At 36.7% G+C, this 18,663-nt stretch carries 7 protein-coding genes and 1 tRNA gene; 2 read left to right on the top strand and 6 right to left on the bottom strand.

The genetic code is table 11. The annotated features are described in order from the left end of the window. Window positions 1-756: 756 nt before the first annotated feature. The 6 genes from ACFIJS_RS02900 to ACFIJS_RS02875 all read right to left on the bottom strand — a co-directional run bounded on the left by ACFIJS_RS02900 (window position 757) and on the right by ACFIJS_RS02875 (window position 16,156). The gene (locus ACFIJS_RS02900; RefSeq protein WP_375649765.1) at window positions 757-3,882 is read right to left on the bottom strand and encodes an autotransporter outer membrane beta-barrel domain-containing protein; all 3,126 of its coding nucleotides are present in this window, start codon (window positions 3,880-3,882) and stop codon (window positions 757-759) included. A 133-nt stretch (window positions 3,883-4,015) separates the two neighbouring features. Continuing rightward, window positions 4,016-5,728: an autotransporter outer membrane beta-barrel domain-containing protein gene (locus ACFIJS_RS02895; RefSeq protein WP_375649763.1), complete on the bottom strand. Its 1,713-nt coding sequence runs from the start codon at window positions 5,726-5,728 to the stop codon at window positions 4,016-4,018. 147 nt (window positions 5,729-5,875) lie between these two features. Further along, a complete protein-coding gene (locus tag ACFIJS_RS02890) occupies window positions 5,876-8,287 on the bottom strand; it encodes an autotransporter outer membrane beta-barrel domain-containing protein (RefSeq protein WP_375649760.1) in 2,412 nt (803 codons plus the stop codon). A 672-nt stretch (window positions 8,288-8,959) separates the two neighbouring features. Further along, entirely contained in the window at window positions 8,960-11,437 is a 2,478-nt protein-coding gene (locus ACFIJS_RS02885; protein WP_375649758.1) for an autotransporter outer membrane beta-barrel domain-containing protein, read from the bottom strand. 1,190 nt (window positions 11,438-12,627) lie between these two features. After that, a complete protein-coding gene (locus ACFIJS_RS02880; protein ID WP_375649756.1) occupies window positions 12,628-15,522 on the bottom strand; it encodes an autotransporter outer membrane beta-barrel domain-containing protein in 2,895 nt (964 codons plus the stop codon). Window positions 15,523-16,079: 557 nt separating this feature from the next. After that, window positions 16,080-16,156, bottom strand: a tRNA-Met gene (locus ACFIJS_RS02875). A gap of 164 nt (window positions 16,157-16,320) precedes the next feature. Here ACFIJS_RS02875 and ACFIJS_RS02870 point away from each other — a divergent pair. Both ACFIJS_RS02870 and ACFIJS_RS02865 read left to right on the top strand, forming a co-directional pair. Further along, a complete protein-coding gene (locus ACFIJS_RS02870; RefSeq protein ID WP_375649774.1) occupies window positions 16,321-17,277 on the top strand; it encodes a Gfo/Idh/MocA family protein in 957 nt (318 codons plus the stop codon). A 50-nt stretch (window positions 17,278-17,327) separates the two neighbouring features. Continuing rightward, the gene (locus ACFIJS_RS02865; RefSeq protein ID WP_375649753.1) at window positions 17,328-18,446 is read left to right on the top strand and encodes a DegT/DnrJ/EryC1/StrS family aminotransferase; all 1,119 of its coding nucleotides are present in this window, start codon (window positions 17,328-17,330) and stop codon (window positions 18,444-18,446) included. The last annotated feature ends 217 nt before the right edge of the window (window positions 18,447-18,663 follow it).

The following is an 18,663-nucleotide window of genomic DNA, read 5'->3' as shown; positions in this document are numbered from 1 at the left end:
ATTGGTATTCCGGGAGCTTGAAAACACTGAACCCTAGTCAGCATTTTGCTTTTAGTGCTGAAAGCACCTGGACATAGAAAAAACTCCCGGAATCCTGGGACACCCACACAGTGGGGTTATTTTTATTCTCGAACTTAGGGTTTTCAAGATCCCTTTTGATCGTTGCGTATACGACCAAAATATTTTCTAATTAGTAAAGTAATTTTAGGAAATTGGTAATAAAGATAGTTTTTCTTAAACTTAAACAAAATACTCAAAATAGAATGAATTTGTTGTTCCTAATTCACGCACTTTGTTTAAAAGGGACATTTCTCAATGCTAGCGCCTATTTCACAATAGTTGCTTCGTGAATAGTATAAAGCCTCTATAAATGCTACAAAATAACACTACAAAAGCTGCCATTTTTATGCATATGAAGGGAGTAAGCTGATATCATCATTTACCTTGCCATTTTTCAATATTGAGATACCTCTTGCGTTATGGTTCATAAGAGGCATTTAAATAATTTTTATCCATACCCCAAGGCTTTTGCTTGTGATGTGCAAGCGAATAGTGTTGATTGACTTAAGATGAACAGGTTGGAAATGAGAGAATGCTATGGTGTTCAGTTTTTTATTCAATATGTAAAAGAAATATTATAAGTCAAAATCTTTTTTGATGTGATAATGATTTTTGAGAATTTTAAAAAATATAAGTTTAAATAAAAAAACAGCACTTTGTGCTGCCCTTTTATTTAAGTTAAAATTAGCTTCTGCTTTAGAAACGATAGCGTATTCCGCCAGACAAATTGGTGCTAGACACACCGGCTTTTTGCAGTTTTTGCCGATAGCTGATATCGGCGTTTAGTACGATATTTTGAGAAAGATGTGCATTCACCCCCATGCCTCCCTCAACTGAAGAGCCGGTAGGATCAACATGAAAGGTATCAGCAATTTTTATTGTTTTACCATCACCAAAAGCTCTGATAACATTTACTTTGCCATAGAAAGAAACAGCCTTACGTTCTTCAGCAGCCATTGTAGTTTTTGTTAAACGTCCACCAATACGCACCAACCATTGACGCGGATTGCCCATGTCTACTTTTAAGCCATCGGCATCTGAGAAGATATCAAACATGAGATTTTGATAAATGAATTGTGCCTGTGGTTCAAATACCAATCCTTTTGTGTTGGTTGCTAATTTCTGTCCAATGGTTGCAGATATATTAAGCATATCAGTACCATCCAGTTTTGCGGCATTTCCAACAAGAGCTGTGGTAATATTTCCTTTTAACTTTCCGTAAGAAAGAAGTGTATTTACATATATACCATTGCTACGTTGGAAGCTGCTGTAAGCGGCAAGTGACCATTTATCAAGAGTCGTCTTTTCAGAATCTTGCATCTTTTTTGGTGTCAAACTAAGTTTTCCATATGTTCCTAAAAAACCAAAGTGTGTGCTTATGTCTTTGCCTTCCAAGGCGGCTAATATGACACCCAGTTGTAAAGCAGTATAGTTTACATCAGCACCATAACCATAATGCAGTGGATCGCGGTTGGAAGATAAGGTGACTTTCTCGCCGTAGGAAGAGAAAAAGATACCATCCTTTTTATTGTCTTCTGCTCCAAATACTGTTGTTCGCATATTGTCTAACAACGTGTTTTGATTGTTTACATCAGTAAATCCAGCAGAAAATAAAGTATTAGATATGGTTAAATAGTTTGCTACCTGTGGTAAAAGTGCTCGAACTTTTTTATCCTTATCAAGGTAGGCATTCTGTAAGCGGAAATCCCAGAAATTACTGTTCTTACCAAAAAGATTTTGGCTCTCATGAGATGTTCCAGGTTTATAGCCTGTAAGTACATATTTATAAGGTTGTTTCCCTATTGTCATATAGTTTTTTGCTAACGTGAAGGAATTTTCATTTGCTTGTCCGGAAACTTGAATGATTGAAATCCCATGTGTTCCTAAAGGAAGTGACGCTATGTGTTCTCCCCAAACAGCAGAGCTACCGGTTATTTTTTTATCTGTTTCTTGCAGATTGATGTGAACAACAGTACGGCCTGAGACATCACCATTAATCACAATGCGATCGGTCTGTTGCTCCGTGATAGGAGAACGTTTATCCCATTGAGTATTTACATAAATTTCTGCAACACCTGTTGCACTATAAACCGTTGCTGTATGAGCTGTTCCATCTCCTTTCGGAAGATTAGGTCCTATAAATAGAGTTTGGTAATGTCCCTCCACTGGCTTGTCAAACATAATGACACTATCTGTAAGGCGCAATCCAGAAAGGTTAGAGTATGATTTTTCATCAACACTAGACCGGATATGGTCATCTGAAACATTATCATTATTTTCGGCGTTTTTATTCGCTTTTAAAAGCCATTTCGTTCCCTCTTTTAGATCAAAAACAGTTCTATTATCTTTAGAAGTTCTTACCCGACCTTCTAAAGAAGAGTGGTCCGCAACCAGTGTAATAGTGTTTGTGAAAGCATTTTTGTTCTTTATATTTTTTAATAAAATATCGGCATGAATTTCTGAATTTTTAAGGCTGACTTCACCGTTTATGTCTGTTCCATAAAGGTTGATACCCCTACCATGGTTAACGAAAAGCTTTGTATTCTCTAGAGTTACTTTATCAGCAATATCGGCTACATCTTGTTCTTGAACGGCGTTGGCATTCCTTTCAGTATTGTGTGTATATCGTTTTCTAGGGGCATTATACGGATTGTTGCGGAAAATAATACCGTCCGCTTCATGATTTCCGGTGATATGTACGCTTGAATCCTTAAGTTTGATTGTTCCCTCTATGTTTACCAAACCAGCTGTTTCTGCTGTTGCAGTAATATCTGTGGCATCAATTTCTCCACCGTCTGATACACTTAGTGCAACAAAACGCGCATTAACTTTTCCCCCGATCATGTTGACTTTTGAATTATTTCCTTCTGCATGTACAGCAAAACCATTGTCTTGAATTTTTTTGTTATGTAGCGTTATGGTCTTACCATTTTTAGCCTCAACTCCAGAGCTTATATCCTCAATTTGTGTAGACTTTTCAGGTAGTTTTATTGGTGATATTGGTTTTTCAAGCTCTGATTTTTCAGATACTTTTTGTGCAGAGGCAGATTGTACGGGCGCTGGTTTTACAGATTTTAGCGGTACCGGTAATATTGTTTTTCCAGTTTCTGGTCTTAAAGATATTGGCTGTGCGAGTTTTGGTTCTTGAGGTGTTGGTGATAGCTCTGTTATTGGTTTTATAGGTTCCGTTCTTGTAGGTTTAGAGTTTGTAAGTGTTGGTTGTAAATTCGGTGAAGGTTGTGTAGGTTCTAACTGTGAGGATACAGCAGAATTTTCGGGCGTTTTTTTTCTGGAAGAGTCTGTAGAAGAGGTGGGAACACCTGAACGTCTTCTAGATTTTACTTCCGTTCCTGTTGTTAGAGCTATTTCTGTCGTTGGAGATTGTGTAAGAGTGTCTTGTGTGGCTGTAGGCTCAGATTGTACACCTTCTGTCACTTTAGTCTTCGATGTTTTTTTACTTCCTTGACTAGGATTAGAGTTTTGTTTTGAAGAAGAAATTATATTTCCAACTAAATTTCCTTCAAGTTGTGTTTTGCGAGGTAGCGTACTCGTAGAAGTAGGCGTTGTAGATTCACTCTCTGTAGAAGGAGGGTTTACGATCGTTCTTGTAGGGCTAGATGTTGAAGGTGGATACGAAGATGATGCATTTGAATGTAGATTAGAAGTTCTGGATGCACCTATTTGATTCTCAGCATGAGCGGGTTTCGGAGAAGGGAGATTTATCGTAGGTTGTGCATTCGTATCATGAAGAGCATAAGAAAAGTTGGTGGAAGAACAAAACAGAACTCCAGAAACTGTGTGTAGTAAAAAACTTTTTTTCATATGGATGTATTCCTAAATATTCCCCCTCTCTCATAAAAAATAAAACTTTGACCTCATTATGTTTCTTTTGTAAGAGACAAAAACGAAACATAATGAGAGTGCTTTATATTTCAAGATAGGAATACAAGTATTTTTAAAAGTGATAGCGCATTCCAGCGGCAACATTTATTGCAGATATGCCAGCTTTTTTGAATTTATGTTGATAGCTGAGATCACTATGAAGCTCGATATTTTGTGATAAGTGCGCCTGAATACCAAAACCACTTTCGATTAAAGATCCCATAGCAGCAAGCGGAAAGTTTTTACTAAAAGTTTTGATCATGTTCAGTTTGCCGTAGAAGGAGAGGGCATGGCCTTTGTTTTGCGTCAAACGTCCGCCAATACGGAGCAACCATTGATAAGGTTTGCTTCTGTCTATTTTAGAGGTATCGTCATCTGAGAAAGAGCCAAGCATGAGACGTTGATAAACAAGTTGTGCTTGCGGTTCTAGGATTACACCTTCCAAACTGGTTGACAGTTTTTGACCAACAGTTGCAGCGGCTCCTAATGTTTTACTATTATTTACTTTTGAGGTATGTTTGATGAAAGCTGTGCTATTGTTTTCTTTGAAAATTCCATAAGAGAGAAATGCACTTGCATAGATGCCACTATCATGCTGAATATTTCCATATGCGGTGAGTGACCATTTATCCAGCATATTCTTATGAGAGCTTTCTTTGTTTTTAGGACTAAAAGACAATTTCCCATATGTTCCGAAAAAACCAAAATTGCTGCTGATATTTTGATCGTTTAGCGCTATTAATGTTGCCCCTGCTTGCAATGCAGTATAGCGAATATCTGCTTGAACACCATCTTGTTTTGTTTGAATGCTGGAAGAAAATGTGCTCTTATTGCCATAAGTGGATAAGAAAATGCTTTTCTCTGGATGATCTTTGGGTTCAAACATTGTTATTTGCATATTGTCTAACGAGATATTTTGATTGTTGACATCAGAAAACCCGACAGAAAACATTGCGATAGGCATGACTAAAAAGCTTTCTTTTTGTGGCGTAAGAATTCTTCTTTTTTCTGCTAAATCAAGAGAAGAAGAAGTTATGGCTGCTTCATTATCTGTAAGTTTAGAGGTGTTCTCGGTATCAGCGGTAGCGGTTCTCCTAACTTTTGTGGGGAATTTCACATGCGCTTCTGCGGATGTATTAAGAGTCGTTTTCGATGCTGAGGAGGTGGTATTTGTTTGGAGATCAATATCAGATTGCGAATTTTCATTTATTTTAGGCTGTATAATTCCACGATCTTCTCTTGAGGATGAATTGTCTTTGTGTGGGGCGGCAATATTAGCAGCTGGTAATTTATCATTAGCAAGTCCTTGCCCTATGCTGGAGTAAATAAGAGGTTGTTTATTCTCTTTAGATAGGGGAGACGATGTTTCTCCTTTTCTCTCCACGTTTGTTATTTCATCGGTGTTCAAAGCATCAAGTATTGCTTTGCGTAAAGTATTGGAAAGTTCTTTATTTTGTAACTTACTCCATTTGCGATTGTCTTGCTTTATCCATTGTTGGCGCTCAGCATCAACACGCCGTTGGTTATCGGTATAAAGTGCTTGGTGGAAGTATGAATTATCTTCCATCATGGCGCCAGAGGCTATCTTCTCAAGATTTTTTTCTGCTTGTGTTGGTATGTTTATTAAATCAATGGCATGGCGATATTGTTCAGGTAATTTTATAATCCCTTCAAGGGTATGGCGTGTTTGAGGGCTTAAGTCAGAAGCGGTACTGGTAGACGTGAAATTAAAAGAAGAAAAAAACAAAGCACAAGCGGATGTACATAACAAAAGATTCTTATGCATAGAAATGTTCCTTAAGATATTTTTCTTTGTTTTGCTAAAAATGAACTACTTTTTGACACACTACAACTTTTGTAATGTAGTAAAATATAGCAGAGAACTGTTTTCATCTCAGCGCTGCTCATGCGTCAAAATAGAGAGCTAAGATTTCTAAAAGCGATAACGCATCCCACCGGAAAAATTAATTCCAGAGATACCAGCTTTTTGAAGTTTATGTTGGTAATTAACGTCAGCATGAAGTGCGATATTTTTAGAAAGCTGCACGTTAATACCAAGCCCACCTTCAAGGGAAGAGCCCATAGAATCGATATGGAAAGATTCAATAACATCGATAGTGCGCGTTTCACCAAAAGCTTTGATGACATTCAATTTACCATAAAAAGAAAGAACACGATCTTTTTCAATGGAAAGCATTGTTTTCGTTAAATGTCCTCCAATACGGACCAACCATTGATGAGGGGTCTTTATATTAACCTGGAAGCCATCGATATCTGAAAGAGTGCCAAATGCAATATGTTGATAAATAAGTTGTACTTGTGATTCAAAGGACACTCCTTCAACACCAGTTGCTAGTTTTTGTCCAACGGTAGCTGATATATTTAATGTATCCGTATTATTTAACTCTGTAGTGTTGCCGATAAGGGCTGTTGTAATATGTCCGTTGAAAATGCTGTAAGAGAAAAGTGCATTAACATAGAGACCATTGTCATGGTGGAGGTTCCCATATGCTGTAAAGGACCATTTATCCAGTATGCTTTCGTCAGAACCTTCCATATCTTTTGGTGTAAAAGCGAGCTTTCCATATGTGCCTAAAAGACCAAGATTCGCGGTCATATTTTGATTTTCTAACGTTGCTAATGTCATGCCTGCTTGTATAGCAGCATAACGAACATCCGCACCATAACCATATTCCAATGGACTACGGCTAGAAGATAACGTTACCTTGTTGCCATAAGTTGATAAGAATACCCCTTTCTTTTTATGACCTTCTAATCCAAAAACTGTTGCGTGCATATTATCGAACAGTGTATTTTGATTTTTTACATCAGCCAAGCCAGAGGAGAATATTGCATTATGCATAACCAAATAGCTTGCCATTTGAGGAACAAGAGCTTTGATCTTTCCTTCATCATCGAGAGTCGCACTTTGCAAGCGAAAATCCCAGAAATTCTCATTTTCTTCCAAGGGAGCTTGTCCGTTGTTTTCTTTTCTAAGAGATGATGTATCGGTATTTTGCGTATCTTTCTGTTTTGATTCTTGTGATATTCCGCTTAAATGACTTTGTGCCCTATCGGCTTTCCCACGGTTGGATGTTGGTCCATAGCCATTGAGTATGTATTTATAAGGTACGCCCTCCATTGTGGTGTAGCCATGAGCAAGTTTGAAAGAATCTTCATTTGCTTGCCCAGAAACTTGAATGAGTGAGAGCCCACGCATATTCAAAGGAATTGAATCTTCTTCGTCATCGAATGGTTCTGCATGCTTTGAAAGATTGTTGAAATAGATCATTGTGGTGCCTGAGACATCACCATGAACGAGAATACGGTCAGTTTTTTGTTGTTCTTTTGTAAGACCATTACTCCATTCGGTATTAAAGTAAATCCTTGCGTTGCCCAATGCATTATAAACCGTTGTTGCATCGGAGCTTCTGTTTTGCTCTGCTTTTTCAGGATGTCTTCCTACATACAAGGTTTGATAATGATTGTCTGCTAGTTTATGCGGCGCATTAAATATGATAGAGCTATTATTAAGGTTTAGGACTGAAACGATTGATTGCGCTCGTTGCTTAAGATCAAGGAGCTTGTAATCAAATAGACTAAAACTATTTTCCAATTCAAATAGACTAATTTTTAAATGCCACTTGCTGTTATTGTTTAGGGTGAAAACCGTTGTATTTTGAGGAAGCGTTTTTGCTCTTCCTTCCATAATCGAATTATTAGCGTCTAATGTAAAAGTAGTAGGTTGAATTTCGATGAAGGGTGAGACTTCATTTTTTAATAACATATCAGAACGAATTTCTGAGTTTTTAAGGTACACTGCATTAGCTGTGGAATAATAAGGTCCGAAAATACCTACACCGTCGTTTACAAGAAGTTTTGTATTATTAAGAATTGCTTTATTTACAACTTCTTCTCCTTCTTTTATTGTAGAGCTTAGAATATAACCAAAATTGATACCATAGACTTTGCTGTGGCCTATGACGTTTAATGTTGAATCTTCAATATGGACTATGCCGTTTGTGAGTGACAAACCACGCTCTTCTGCCTTTCCCACAATTCCTTTGGCATTAATTTGACCACCTGACATTGCAGAAAGCAAAGTAAAGCCTGAGTGCATTATTGAGTTTGTAATGGTAATGTGACCTTTCTTAGCAACTACGGCATCATACTTACCACGAACAAAAACATTGTGAAGGTTTTTCTCCTCTCCATTAGCTACTTGGACCGTAGGAATCTCAAGAGGTTGTTTATTTGCATAAGTTGGAGCAAAATGAGAAAAAATGAAAATTCCAGCAATTGTACATAACAAAAAATTTTTCTTATAAATATATTTCTTACACATAGATATGCCTTTAGTATTTGGTACGCTTTGATGCTTACTTCATTCCCCTGATGGCGCAAGTACCCACTCAGTTTCTATATCATTGTGTTTTTATTGTAAACAACAAAACGAATATTATGTTTTGTTATTTATCGTTTAAAAATTGGTCTTAGAAGAGCTTTTAAAATAGAAAGCGCAATGCAGCGAAAATGGATTTCAGAAAACCTAGCTTGATAAGTATTTTTGTTTTAAAGTGCTAAGAATCAAAATATCTTGCAAGGATGTTTATTGCTTAAAGCTGTTATTATAAAAACTCTACAAAGCTTTTGAAGAAGATTTGTTGCGCGCTTACAAAAAGCTTTCAGTTGGTTTTCTTGCATATAGAATTATTTACTATGAATTTTTTTTATATAAAAAAGCTAAAGTATTTTGTATTTTTTATCGATATACAACAATTTTTATTGAATCCATTCGATTTTTATAAATCAAAGAGGCAGCTCTCTTGAAACTTCAACAGTCATTGAGAGATAAAGGATTTTGTTGTATTTGGTTTAAAGGAAATTAATCCTTTCAAGAAAGCTGTATAGAAAGAACTGTTATTGATGGCTCTTGCCGAAAGATTGCAAAAAAGCAGTACATTCGTACTGCTTTTTTATTAAAAATGAATAGACTATAAGTTGTTTTTTGCTTTTCTTAAAACTGATAACGTATTCCGCCTGAAAAGCTTGCTCCAGATATACCAGTTTTTTGAAGCTTATGTTGATAGTTAACATCAGCATGAAGGGCGATATTTTGTGATAATTGTGCATTTACACCAAATCCACCTTCAAGGGCAGCGCCCATAGAATCAAGGTGGAACAATTCACTAATTTGTATAGTGCCATTGTTAGAAAAAGCTTTAACAATATTCAATTTACCATAGAAAGAAAGAATCCCACCTTTTTCAATAGAAAGCGTCGTTTGCGTTAAGCGCCCACCAACACGCACTGAGTATTGATAAGGATTTCCCATATCTACATCAAAGCCATCGACATCTGAGAGTGTGTTAAGCATGAGACGCTGATAAACAACTTGTGCTTGTGGTTCAAAGACCAATCCTTTTGTACTGGTTTTGAACTTTTTTCCAATGGTTGCCGATGCACTGAATGTATTAGTGTTTTTCAATTCTGCAGTCTTTCCTATAAGAGCTGTGATGATATCTCCCTTGAGCATTCCATAGGAAAAGAGAGCATGGATATATGTACCATTATTATGGCGCAGTCCACTATATGCAGCAATTGACCATTTATTGAGTATACTCTTGTCAGCACCTTCCATATCTTTAGGAGTGAAAGCTAATTTTCCATATGTCCCTAAAAGACCCAAATTGATGGTCATATTTTGCTCTTCTAGAGCTACTAATGTAAAGCCTGCTTGTAAAGCAGCATAGTGAATATCGGCACCATAGCCATATTGCAATGGCGTACGGTGAGAGGATAATGTCATTTTATTGCCATAAGTAGAAAAGAAAATCCCTTTTTTTTTATGATCTTTTGTCTCAAAGCCTGTTTCTTGTATTGTGTTCAGTAAAGTGTTTTGATTGTTTACATCAGCCAGCCCAGCTAAGAATAGTGTGTTAGGCATGGACAAATAGCTTGCCACTTGAGGAACGAGAGCCCTGATCTTTCCTTCATCATCGAGCGTTGCACTTTGCAAGCGGAAATCCCAGAAATTCTGATTTTCTCTCAAATGGTTTTGTATGCTCCCTCCTTGCTCAGAATTTGGTGTTGATTCACCTTTTATATTATTCTCAATCCCTGAAAGCATTCCGCCTAATATAACGGGGGTCGTGTCGGTTTGTGAGCTTTTTTCTTGTGATTGTTGAGTTATTTCTCCTAAATAGCTTTGTGTGCTTTCTGCTTTTCCAAGACGTGATGTCGGTCCGTAGGCATTTAAGACATATTTATAAGGCAAACTACCTATTGTGACATAGCCATTTTCTAGTTTGAAGGCATTTTCATCTGTTTTTCCAGATACTTGAATGAGCGACAGTCCACGCATATTCGCGGGAATAGAAGCTTCTTCTTTTGATGGCCCACCTTTTGAAAGGCTATTGAAATTAATTGTTGTGGTGCCTAATACATTCCCATGGACAAGAAGGCGGTCTGTTTTTTGTTGTTCTCTTTCTAAACCATTACTCCACTCTGTGTTAAAATAAATCCTTGCATTGCCTACAGCATTATAAACGGTTTCTATAGCGGAGTCCCTGTTTTCGTGTGAATTAGGGAGCTCAATTGTTCGTCCTACACTCAAGGTTTGATATTGACTCTTTGCCAACGTATGTGGTGCATTAAACACAATAGAGCTATTACTAAAGTTCAGTACTGAAACGGTAGATAGTGCTCGTTGCTTAATGTCATGGAGTGCATAATTAAATGAACTAAAATCACGATTTATGTCGTATTGACTTACATTTAAATACCATTTGCTATTGTTGTTTAAATTAAAAACAGTCGTATTTACTGCTAAGGTTCTTGCTCTTCCTTCCATAATCGAATTATCGGCGGTTAATACAAAAGTCACAGGATGAGGATCTGAATCTGTTTTCTTTTTTACGTTATTTTGTAATAATACATCAGAACGAATTTCTGAATTTCTAAGTTGAACCTCGGCAACAGACTTTGAAGATGATGGTCCTAAAATACCGACACCATTTCTCACAAGAAGTTTTGTATTGTTAAGAATTGCCTTATTGATAACTTCTTCACCATCTTTCAGAAAAGAATCTAAAATGCTATGAAAAATAATACCGGATTTTTTTTTGCTTTCTATGAATGAATCTTCAATGTTAATGATACCGTTTGAAATTGATAGACCAGTATACAAGGCATTGACTTTCACTTCTTTAGCATTAATACGTCCACCTTGTGATACAGCAAAAGCAAACGAAGCTGAATGTATTGTTGAGTTCGTAATTGTGGCAATTGCTTTTTCAGAGGCTTGCACTGCGCTCAATCCATTGCGGATAAAAACGTTATTAAGAGTTTTTTTTTCTCCTTTCTCCAGCTTAAACTCATTAATAATTTCAGGAGGTTGTCTATTTGCATAAGTTGGAGCAAAATGAGAAAAAATGAAAGTTCCAGCAATTGTACATAACAAAAAATTTTTCTTATAAATATATTTCTTACACATAGATATGCCTTTAGTATTTGGTATGCTTTGATGCTTACTTCATTCCCCTGATGGCGCAAGTACCCAATCAGTTTTTATATTATTATATTTTTATTGTAAATAACAAAACGAATTATATATAGTGTTCTCTATGATTTGAAGTTTTTCTTAAGAAAAGCTTTTTTCGTGATCATAAAAAGTTGGAAAAAATGAATTTCATAAAACCTAGCTTGGTCAAGCTTATGCTAAAAATACTATGGAGTATGATATTTAAAATTGTCTATTCAGGATAATTGTTATAAAATCCCCATAGCGTTTAGATGTATTATTATGCACTCACCAAAACGATCAGCAAATTTTTTCTCTGCTATAAGAAGAAGGGGGGCTGTTCACAGGCTTTCTTTAAAGAAGCTTTTTCCTTAAGTAAAGTCCATTTTTCTAAGGCCGCACAGCCCATTTCGCAATGGTGTTCATGAATGCTATAACGCTAAAGCCGTAGAGGCTCCTCATCTTTACGCTTACGAATGAGCAAGCCGATACCTTTACGCTTAATAGAAAGAGCAAGTCTATCTACACACTTTGCTATCTCTTAATGTTGCGTGGATAGCCCCTTGGACTTGAGGCGGTTTATGAGAGGCATTTTTAAGCCTTTCTTATGTAATTTTGACCTATATCTCAGCCTTGCTTGTGACGTGCAAGAAATTTTTTGATTGATTCAACATGAAACAAGTTTGAAATAAGAAAATCCTACGATATTCGGGACTCTCATTCAACATGCAAAACAAATAATTATCTTTATAAATCAATGATTGTCTTGAATGAGAGGGATAAGCATTGTCAAAATGGTTTGCCTAAAAACGGTACATGGAAATATAAATGAATCCTTACAGGTGGGGTTAGGCTAATGAATTGAAGAAACAGGAGGATAAACATATCAAAGGTATGAAGAGAGAACTTCTTTTATTATTATCTTTTCCAATGTTGTTTTTTTATATTGTCTAAAAATACACTTTGCTTAGCTTTATAGACAAATTCAATAATGAATATGCCGCGCGACTCGAGTAAATAGGAAGGAAGGAGATCCTTGAGGAGAAAAGAAAAAATTTCAGGGAATAAGAATAATAGCTTACATAGATTAAAAAAGGCAGTACAGTATACTGCCTTTTTTGTTAATAAACACAGAAGGAATCGCTTGTTTTTACAGTCTTTTCTTAAAACTGATAACGTATGCCGCCTGAAAAACTCGCTCCTGAGATACCAGTTTTCTGAAGCTTTTGTTGATAGCTCACATCACCATGAAGGGAGAATTTGTGAGACAGTTGTGCATTGATGCCAATGCCGCCTTCAATTGCAGGTCCCATAGGATCAAGGTCAAAGTTTCTTCCAATATGAATGGTACTATCATCACCAAAAGTTTTGATCAAGTTTACTTTTCCATAGAAAGACAGAGGACGGTTGTTTTCAGTGGAAATGGTTTTTGTTAAACGTCCACCAACACGGATCAACCATTGAGAAGGATTGTCCATATCAACAGTAAAATTATCAGCATCTTCAATGGTATTAAACCTCAAATGTTGATAAGCAATTTGTGTTTGCGGCTCGAAGGTTAAACCTTCTACTCCGGTTGCAAATTCTTTGCCAACAGTGGTGGAGATGCTCAACATTTTGGCATCGTTCAACTTTGCGGTATTTCCTCTGATGGCATTGGTGATATGCCCTTTGAGGATACCATAGGACAAGAGTGTATCAACGTAGAAACCACTGTCGTGTTGTATACTACCATAGGCTGTCAGTGACCATTTATTCAGCGTGTTCTTTTCTGCATCTGCCATATCCTTTGGTGTGAACGACAGCTGCCCATAGGTGCCTACAAAACCGAAATGTGTTGTGGTATTTTGTCCTTCAATTGCTGTTAATGCAACACCGGCTTGGAGAGCAGCATAGCGGATATCAGCACCGTAACCGTATTTGAGAGGTCCGCGTTCAGAAGATAAGGTTGCTGTGCTTCCATAGGTGTAAAGGAAGAAACCGGTTTGTTTCTCTTTTTCTTTTCCTAAGACGGATGTTCTGATATTGGCTAAAAGTGCGTTTTGTTTAGCTATATCTTTTAATCCCGTGTAGAAGAGAGCATTCGGCATGACTATATAGCTTGCTGTTTGTGGGAGAAGTGCTTTTATTCTTAAATTGGGATCTAGAAAAGCATTTTGCAATCGAAAATCCCAAAAGTTATCATCACTCTCCAGCAGCTTTTGGTTAGCATTGGCTTTGCCATAGTTCGCTTCTGGTCCATAGGCAGTAAGCGTATATTTATAAGGTAAACCTTTTATTGAGGTATAACCATTTTCTAGTTTGAAAGAGTTTTTGTTTGCTTTTCCAGAAACTTGAATCAGTGAGATGCCACGTGTGTTCAAAGGATCAGAATCGTCTGCTTGTATATTTTCTTTTTCCAAATGGTTTCGGAAATAAACTGTTGTAGTACCTAACGCGTCACCATGAATTAAAAGTCGATCAGTTTTTTGATCGCCTATTCTAGCGCTATCGCTCCATTCAGTATTAAAATAAATTTTTGCATTATCTGTTGCTTTGTAAACTTCTGTAATGTCTAAAGCTCCGGATCCTATACGCAATGTTTGATAATGATTTTCTGTGGGGGTATCAAAAACAATAGAGCTCTTATCAAGATTAAGTGAAGAAACTTCAGAATATGATCTTTTGGTAAGATCAAGTAGATTTCCTGTGTTATCTTTTTCTTGTGTACTGATCTTTAAAAGCCACTTTGTTCCGTTGATCAGACTAAGGCATGATTGCTTGGTTTTGTCGGAATTATACGCTAAAACTCTTGCACCGCCTTCTAGGACAGAGTTATCTGCTGTCACATAAGATATCTCAGGGAATTTTGTATCAACTGTGGTTATTAATAAAATATCAGCAAAAACTTTTGAATTTTTTAGCATGATTTTTGATTGATCGCCTTCTATCTTTAACCCATTACTTTCAGCATTTACAACAACACCCGTAAGATCAATTTTTCCACTGGATTTTGCGTAGACTGCAGACTGTAAGCCAGTTGTAGTGAGTGATCCTCCCGTCATTATGATTTTTGCTTCTTGATCGTCTGCTTGGAGTCCATAACCTTCAGCATTTACAACAACATCTGTAAGATCAATTTTTCCACTGGATTTTGCGTAGACTGCAGATTGTAAGCCAGTTGTAGTTAGCACTCCTTCTGTCATCGTGATTGTTGATTTGGGCTTTTCTGCTTGTATTCCATTTTGAGTAGAGAAAACTGTAACACCATCTTCTAAAATAATGTTGCTTCCGTTTCCAGCATATATTCCTAGGCTCTTTCCTCTGAATGAACCAGCCGATACTTTTATTTGAGAACTATTATCCGCATATAGACCTTTTTGTGCGTTTTCAACGGTTATATTTTTCAAAATTACGGTGCTTGTATCGGTTATTATCCCATTTTTTTGGGCATTAATTTTGACATTTTCTAGCTTATTGTTTTCTTTGCTACTGTTAACAAAGGAGACACTACTTTTAGAAGATGTTATGGAACCACCCGCCATATTTAGTATAGATTCATCTTTTATTTGGGCGCCTAGTCCGTTTGTTACATCAATGTCTACATCGTTTAATTTCACGATACTCTGATCATTGATTTTTATGCCAATGATTTCTTGATCACTATTCTGACCTGCATTGATGGTGCTATTGGTTAATCTGACCTTACTGCTACCACTTATATCAAGACCAATTGCTACACGCATAATGGTTGTGTCTTCCAAATAAATTTGACTGTTAGAACCGATAGCTTCTACACCAGTTCCACGTACACTGCTATGTTCAATTGTTACTTCGTTACCTTCATCATCTTGGATTGTCTGTGTCCATTCGGTCAGAGGACCTACCACTTTTAAATCTTTACCATGGATTATACCGGTGCTTGTTACCCGAATTTTTTCATAAGTAGTGTTTGTGATGCCTGTTACGTCTTGTCCAGCACCAGCTGAAAGGGTGGGAGCGGCGTATGCGTTGAAATGAGTACCAAACAACAAGACAGCTATAGCAGCTGTGCAGGATGAAAGGGAGTTTTTACACATTGATATTTTCCTTACTTAATAAACTCCATACATTTCTCCCCCCGCTTACAAGAAGGATATCAAATGGATGGTTATCTTCAGTTTGAATATATTATTTTAATAATATATGTTATATTATTTTTTCAATTAATTTAACATATTTATGTAAGTTTTAAATTGAATAAATGATAAAATACTGTAAATCATTTACAATTATTGAAATAATTTACTTTGATTTTTTTGATAAATATTTAACGATACGCTTTATTGACTTAAAAGAAAAAATAGATAAAAGCTTTCAAAAATAATAAATAGGAAATAGTAGCTTTGCATAGTTATTCTCCTGCAAAAGAACCGTATGAGATAATGCTATTTCAGAATTAAACAACAGAAGAGGCTTTTTGAAGGCTTCTTCTCAAAAAAACGCGTTAAAGGGAGCTTTAAATCCCCTTTGAAAGGCCTTTGAAGATCCTTTGAGAGTTCCTTTAAAACTCTTTGAAAAAAATAAATGGTACAAAACCTAGTGTCAAAATAGACAAAACCTGATGACAAGCTACAACTACACAACAAAAAAGCAATGGTAGCGAAGGAGGGATTTGAACCCCCGACACAAGGATTATGATTCCTCTGCTCTAACCTACTGAGCTACTCCGCCAAAATAAGCAATTATAATTGTAAATAATTACATCTTTTGCGGATATAAGCGGTAGAATAGTAAGATGTCAAGCATCGTTTTTAAGCTTTTCTCTTGTCATTCTATTTTATCCTCGATATGTAAAAGTGTAATTTTCATATGATAAAGTAAGGTAAGGCATGAAAATGGTGCCACGTGTAGCGGTTTTAGGATGCGGTCATTGGGGTGAAAATCATATACGGACACTCCACTCTCTCGGGGCTTTAGCAGCAGTTTCTGATATTGATAATGATCGTGCTGCTAGTTTTGCAACGATGTATGGTGTAGAGGTTGTTACACCAGATGATCTTTTTACGCATCGAGATATTGATGCGCTGGTATTAGCGTTGCCGCCACAATTGCATACGCAAAATGTGCTCCGTGCTGTTAAAAATGGTAAAGATGTTTTGGTGGAAAAACCAATAGCCTTGAATGTTTCTGATGCTAAACGCCAAGTTCAGGAGGCTGAGGCCTATGAGCGAGTTTTTATGGTAGGCCATATTTTACGTTTTCATCCGGCTTTTGAAAAAATGTGTGAATTGGTGAAAAACGGAGAAGTGGGAGATGTCCGATATATTTATTCTCATAGATTAGGCTTTGGAAAATTTCACACACACAGTGATGCTTTATGGGATCTTGCCCCTCATGATCTCTCAATGATTTTGGCGTTGACAGGATGTGAACCTTCCGAAATTCGCGGGGAGGGGGCTGCTGTCGTTGATCAGATTTCTGATTTTTCTCATATTCATATGACTTTTCCAAATGGTGTGCGTAGTCATCTTTTTACTTCACGTTTGAGTTCTTATCGTGAGAGGCGTTTAACTGTTGTTGGAACAAAGGCTATGCTCGTTTTTGATGATATGGAACCGTGGAGCCGTAAATTGGCAATGCACCATTTTGCCGTTTGGAAAGAAAATCAAGAGTGGGCTTTTAGCATGGATGAGCTGGATCACATTGATGTTTATGAAGACTTGCCGCTTACTTGCGAATTACGGCACTTTCTTCATTGTATTGAAACGCGTCAATCACCTCGTACAAATGGTGATGATGCTATTGCGGTTTTACGGATTTTAACAGCTGCTGGTGTCAATTATGATAGATAAAAGAGATAGGTAGCGCTTTTGCATTTCTTGTGATGATCAATGGAGTTAGTATGCAATTCATCGACCTTGGGGCGCAGCGTGCGCGTATTGAAGATAAAATTAATTCTGCAATTGCGCATGTGGTCGCTAGTGGTAAGTATATTTTGGGGCCAAAAGTAACAGAATTTGAAGAGAAATTGGCAGAATATCTTGGTGTTAAACATGTGATCGCATGTGCTAATGGAACAGATGCTTTGAAAATGCCTCTTATGGCTAAAAATATTGGTCTAGGGGATGCTGTGTTTTGTCCTAGTTTTACATTTTCAGCAACGGCTGAAGTGATTGCTTTGGTGGGGGCTGAGCCTGTTTTTGTTGATGTTTTACCTGATACATTCAATATTGATGTTGAAAAACTTTCTCACGCTATCGAAATGGTAAAAAAAGAGGGTCGTCTAAAGCCAAAGGCTATTATTGCCGTTGATTTATTTGGGCTTTCTGCTGATTATGTACAAATTTCTCAAGTGGCAGCAAAGGAAAATCTTTTTGTAATTGAAGATGCTGCTCAATCTATGGGAGGAAGAAGCGGTAATACTATGTGCGGTGCTTTTGCTGATGTGGCTGCTACAAGTTTTTATCCTGCAAAGCCATTAGGATGTTATGGCGATGGAGGTGCTATGATGACCAATGATGATCATTTTGCAGAACTTTTACGCTCTATTTTGTTTCATGGTAAAGGTGAAACGCAATATGACAATGTACGTATTGGTATGAATTCGCGCCTAGATAGTATTCAGGCTGCAATTTTATTAGAAAAGTTTGCGATCTTTGAAGATGAAATGGAAAAGCGTGTAGAAATAGCTCAACGCTATTCCAATGGCTTAAGGGATATTGTTACAGTTCCAGAAATAGGAGAAAGTATTCGTTCTGCTTATGCACAATATACGATTAAGGTAAAAGAACGTGATAAATTAAAAGATTTTTTACAAAAAAATTCTATTCCTACAATGGTTTATTATAAAATTCCTTTACATCAACAGCCAGCTTATAAATACTTTTCTTATGTAAAAGATTCCCTTTCTGTTTCAGAGTCTTTAGGAGAGTGTGTTTTGAGTTTACCAATGCATCCTTACTTGACACAAACGGATCAGAATATGATTATCCAAAAAATAAGAGATTTTTATCACTCTTGAGAGCGTGTTTTTATCCTTAAAATTATGGTAAAAGCTCTATTGGTAACCCTTCTTAGAAGGTATTTTTGTTAGAGTGTGTAACCAATGTTTTTGGTATTATTTGCTTTCTAAGACCTATGAAATGTTGTCCTTTAGGTTGGTGATATGATTAGCAAGTGAATCTGCTAGACAAGAAGATATTTTTTAACATAACGGTATAGGTTAAGAAACTTTGTTC

This window comes from Bartonella sp. OT172YNZD, from assembly GCF_042193725.1.
Lineage (GTDB): Bacteria > Pseudomonadota > Alphaproteobacteria > Rhizobiales > Rhizobiaceae > Bartonella > Bartonella grahamii_A.
This window is presented reverse-complemented; position numbering and strand designations above follow the sequence as displayed.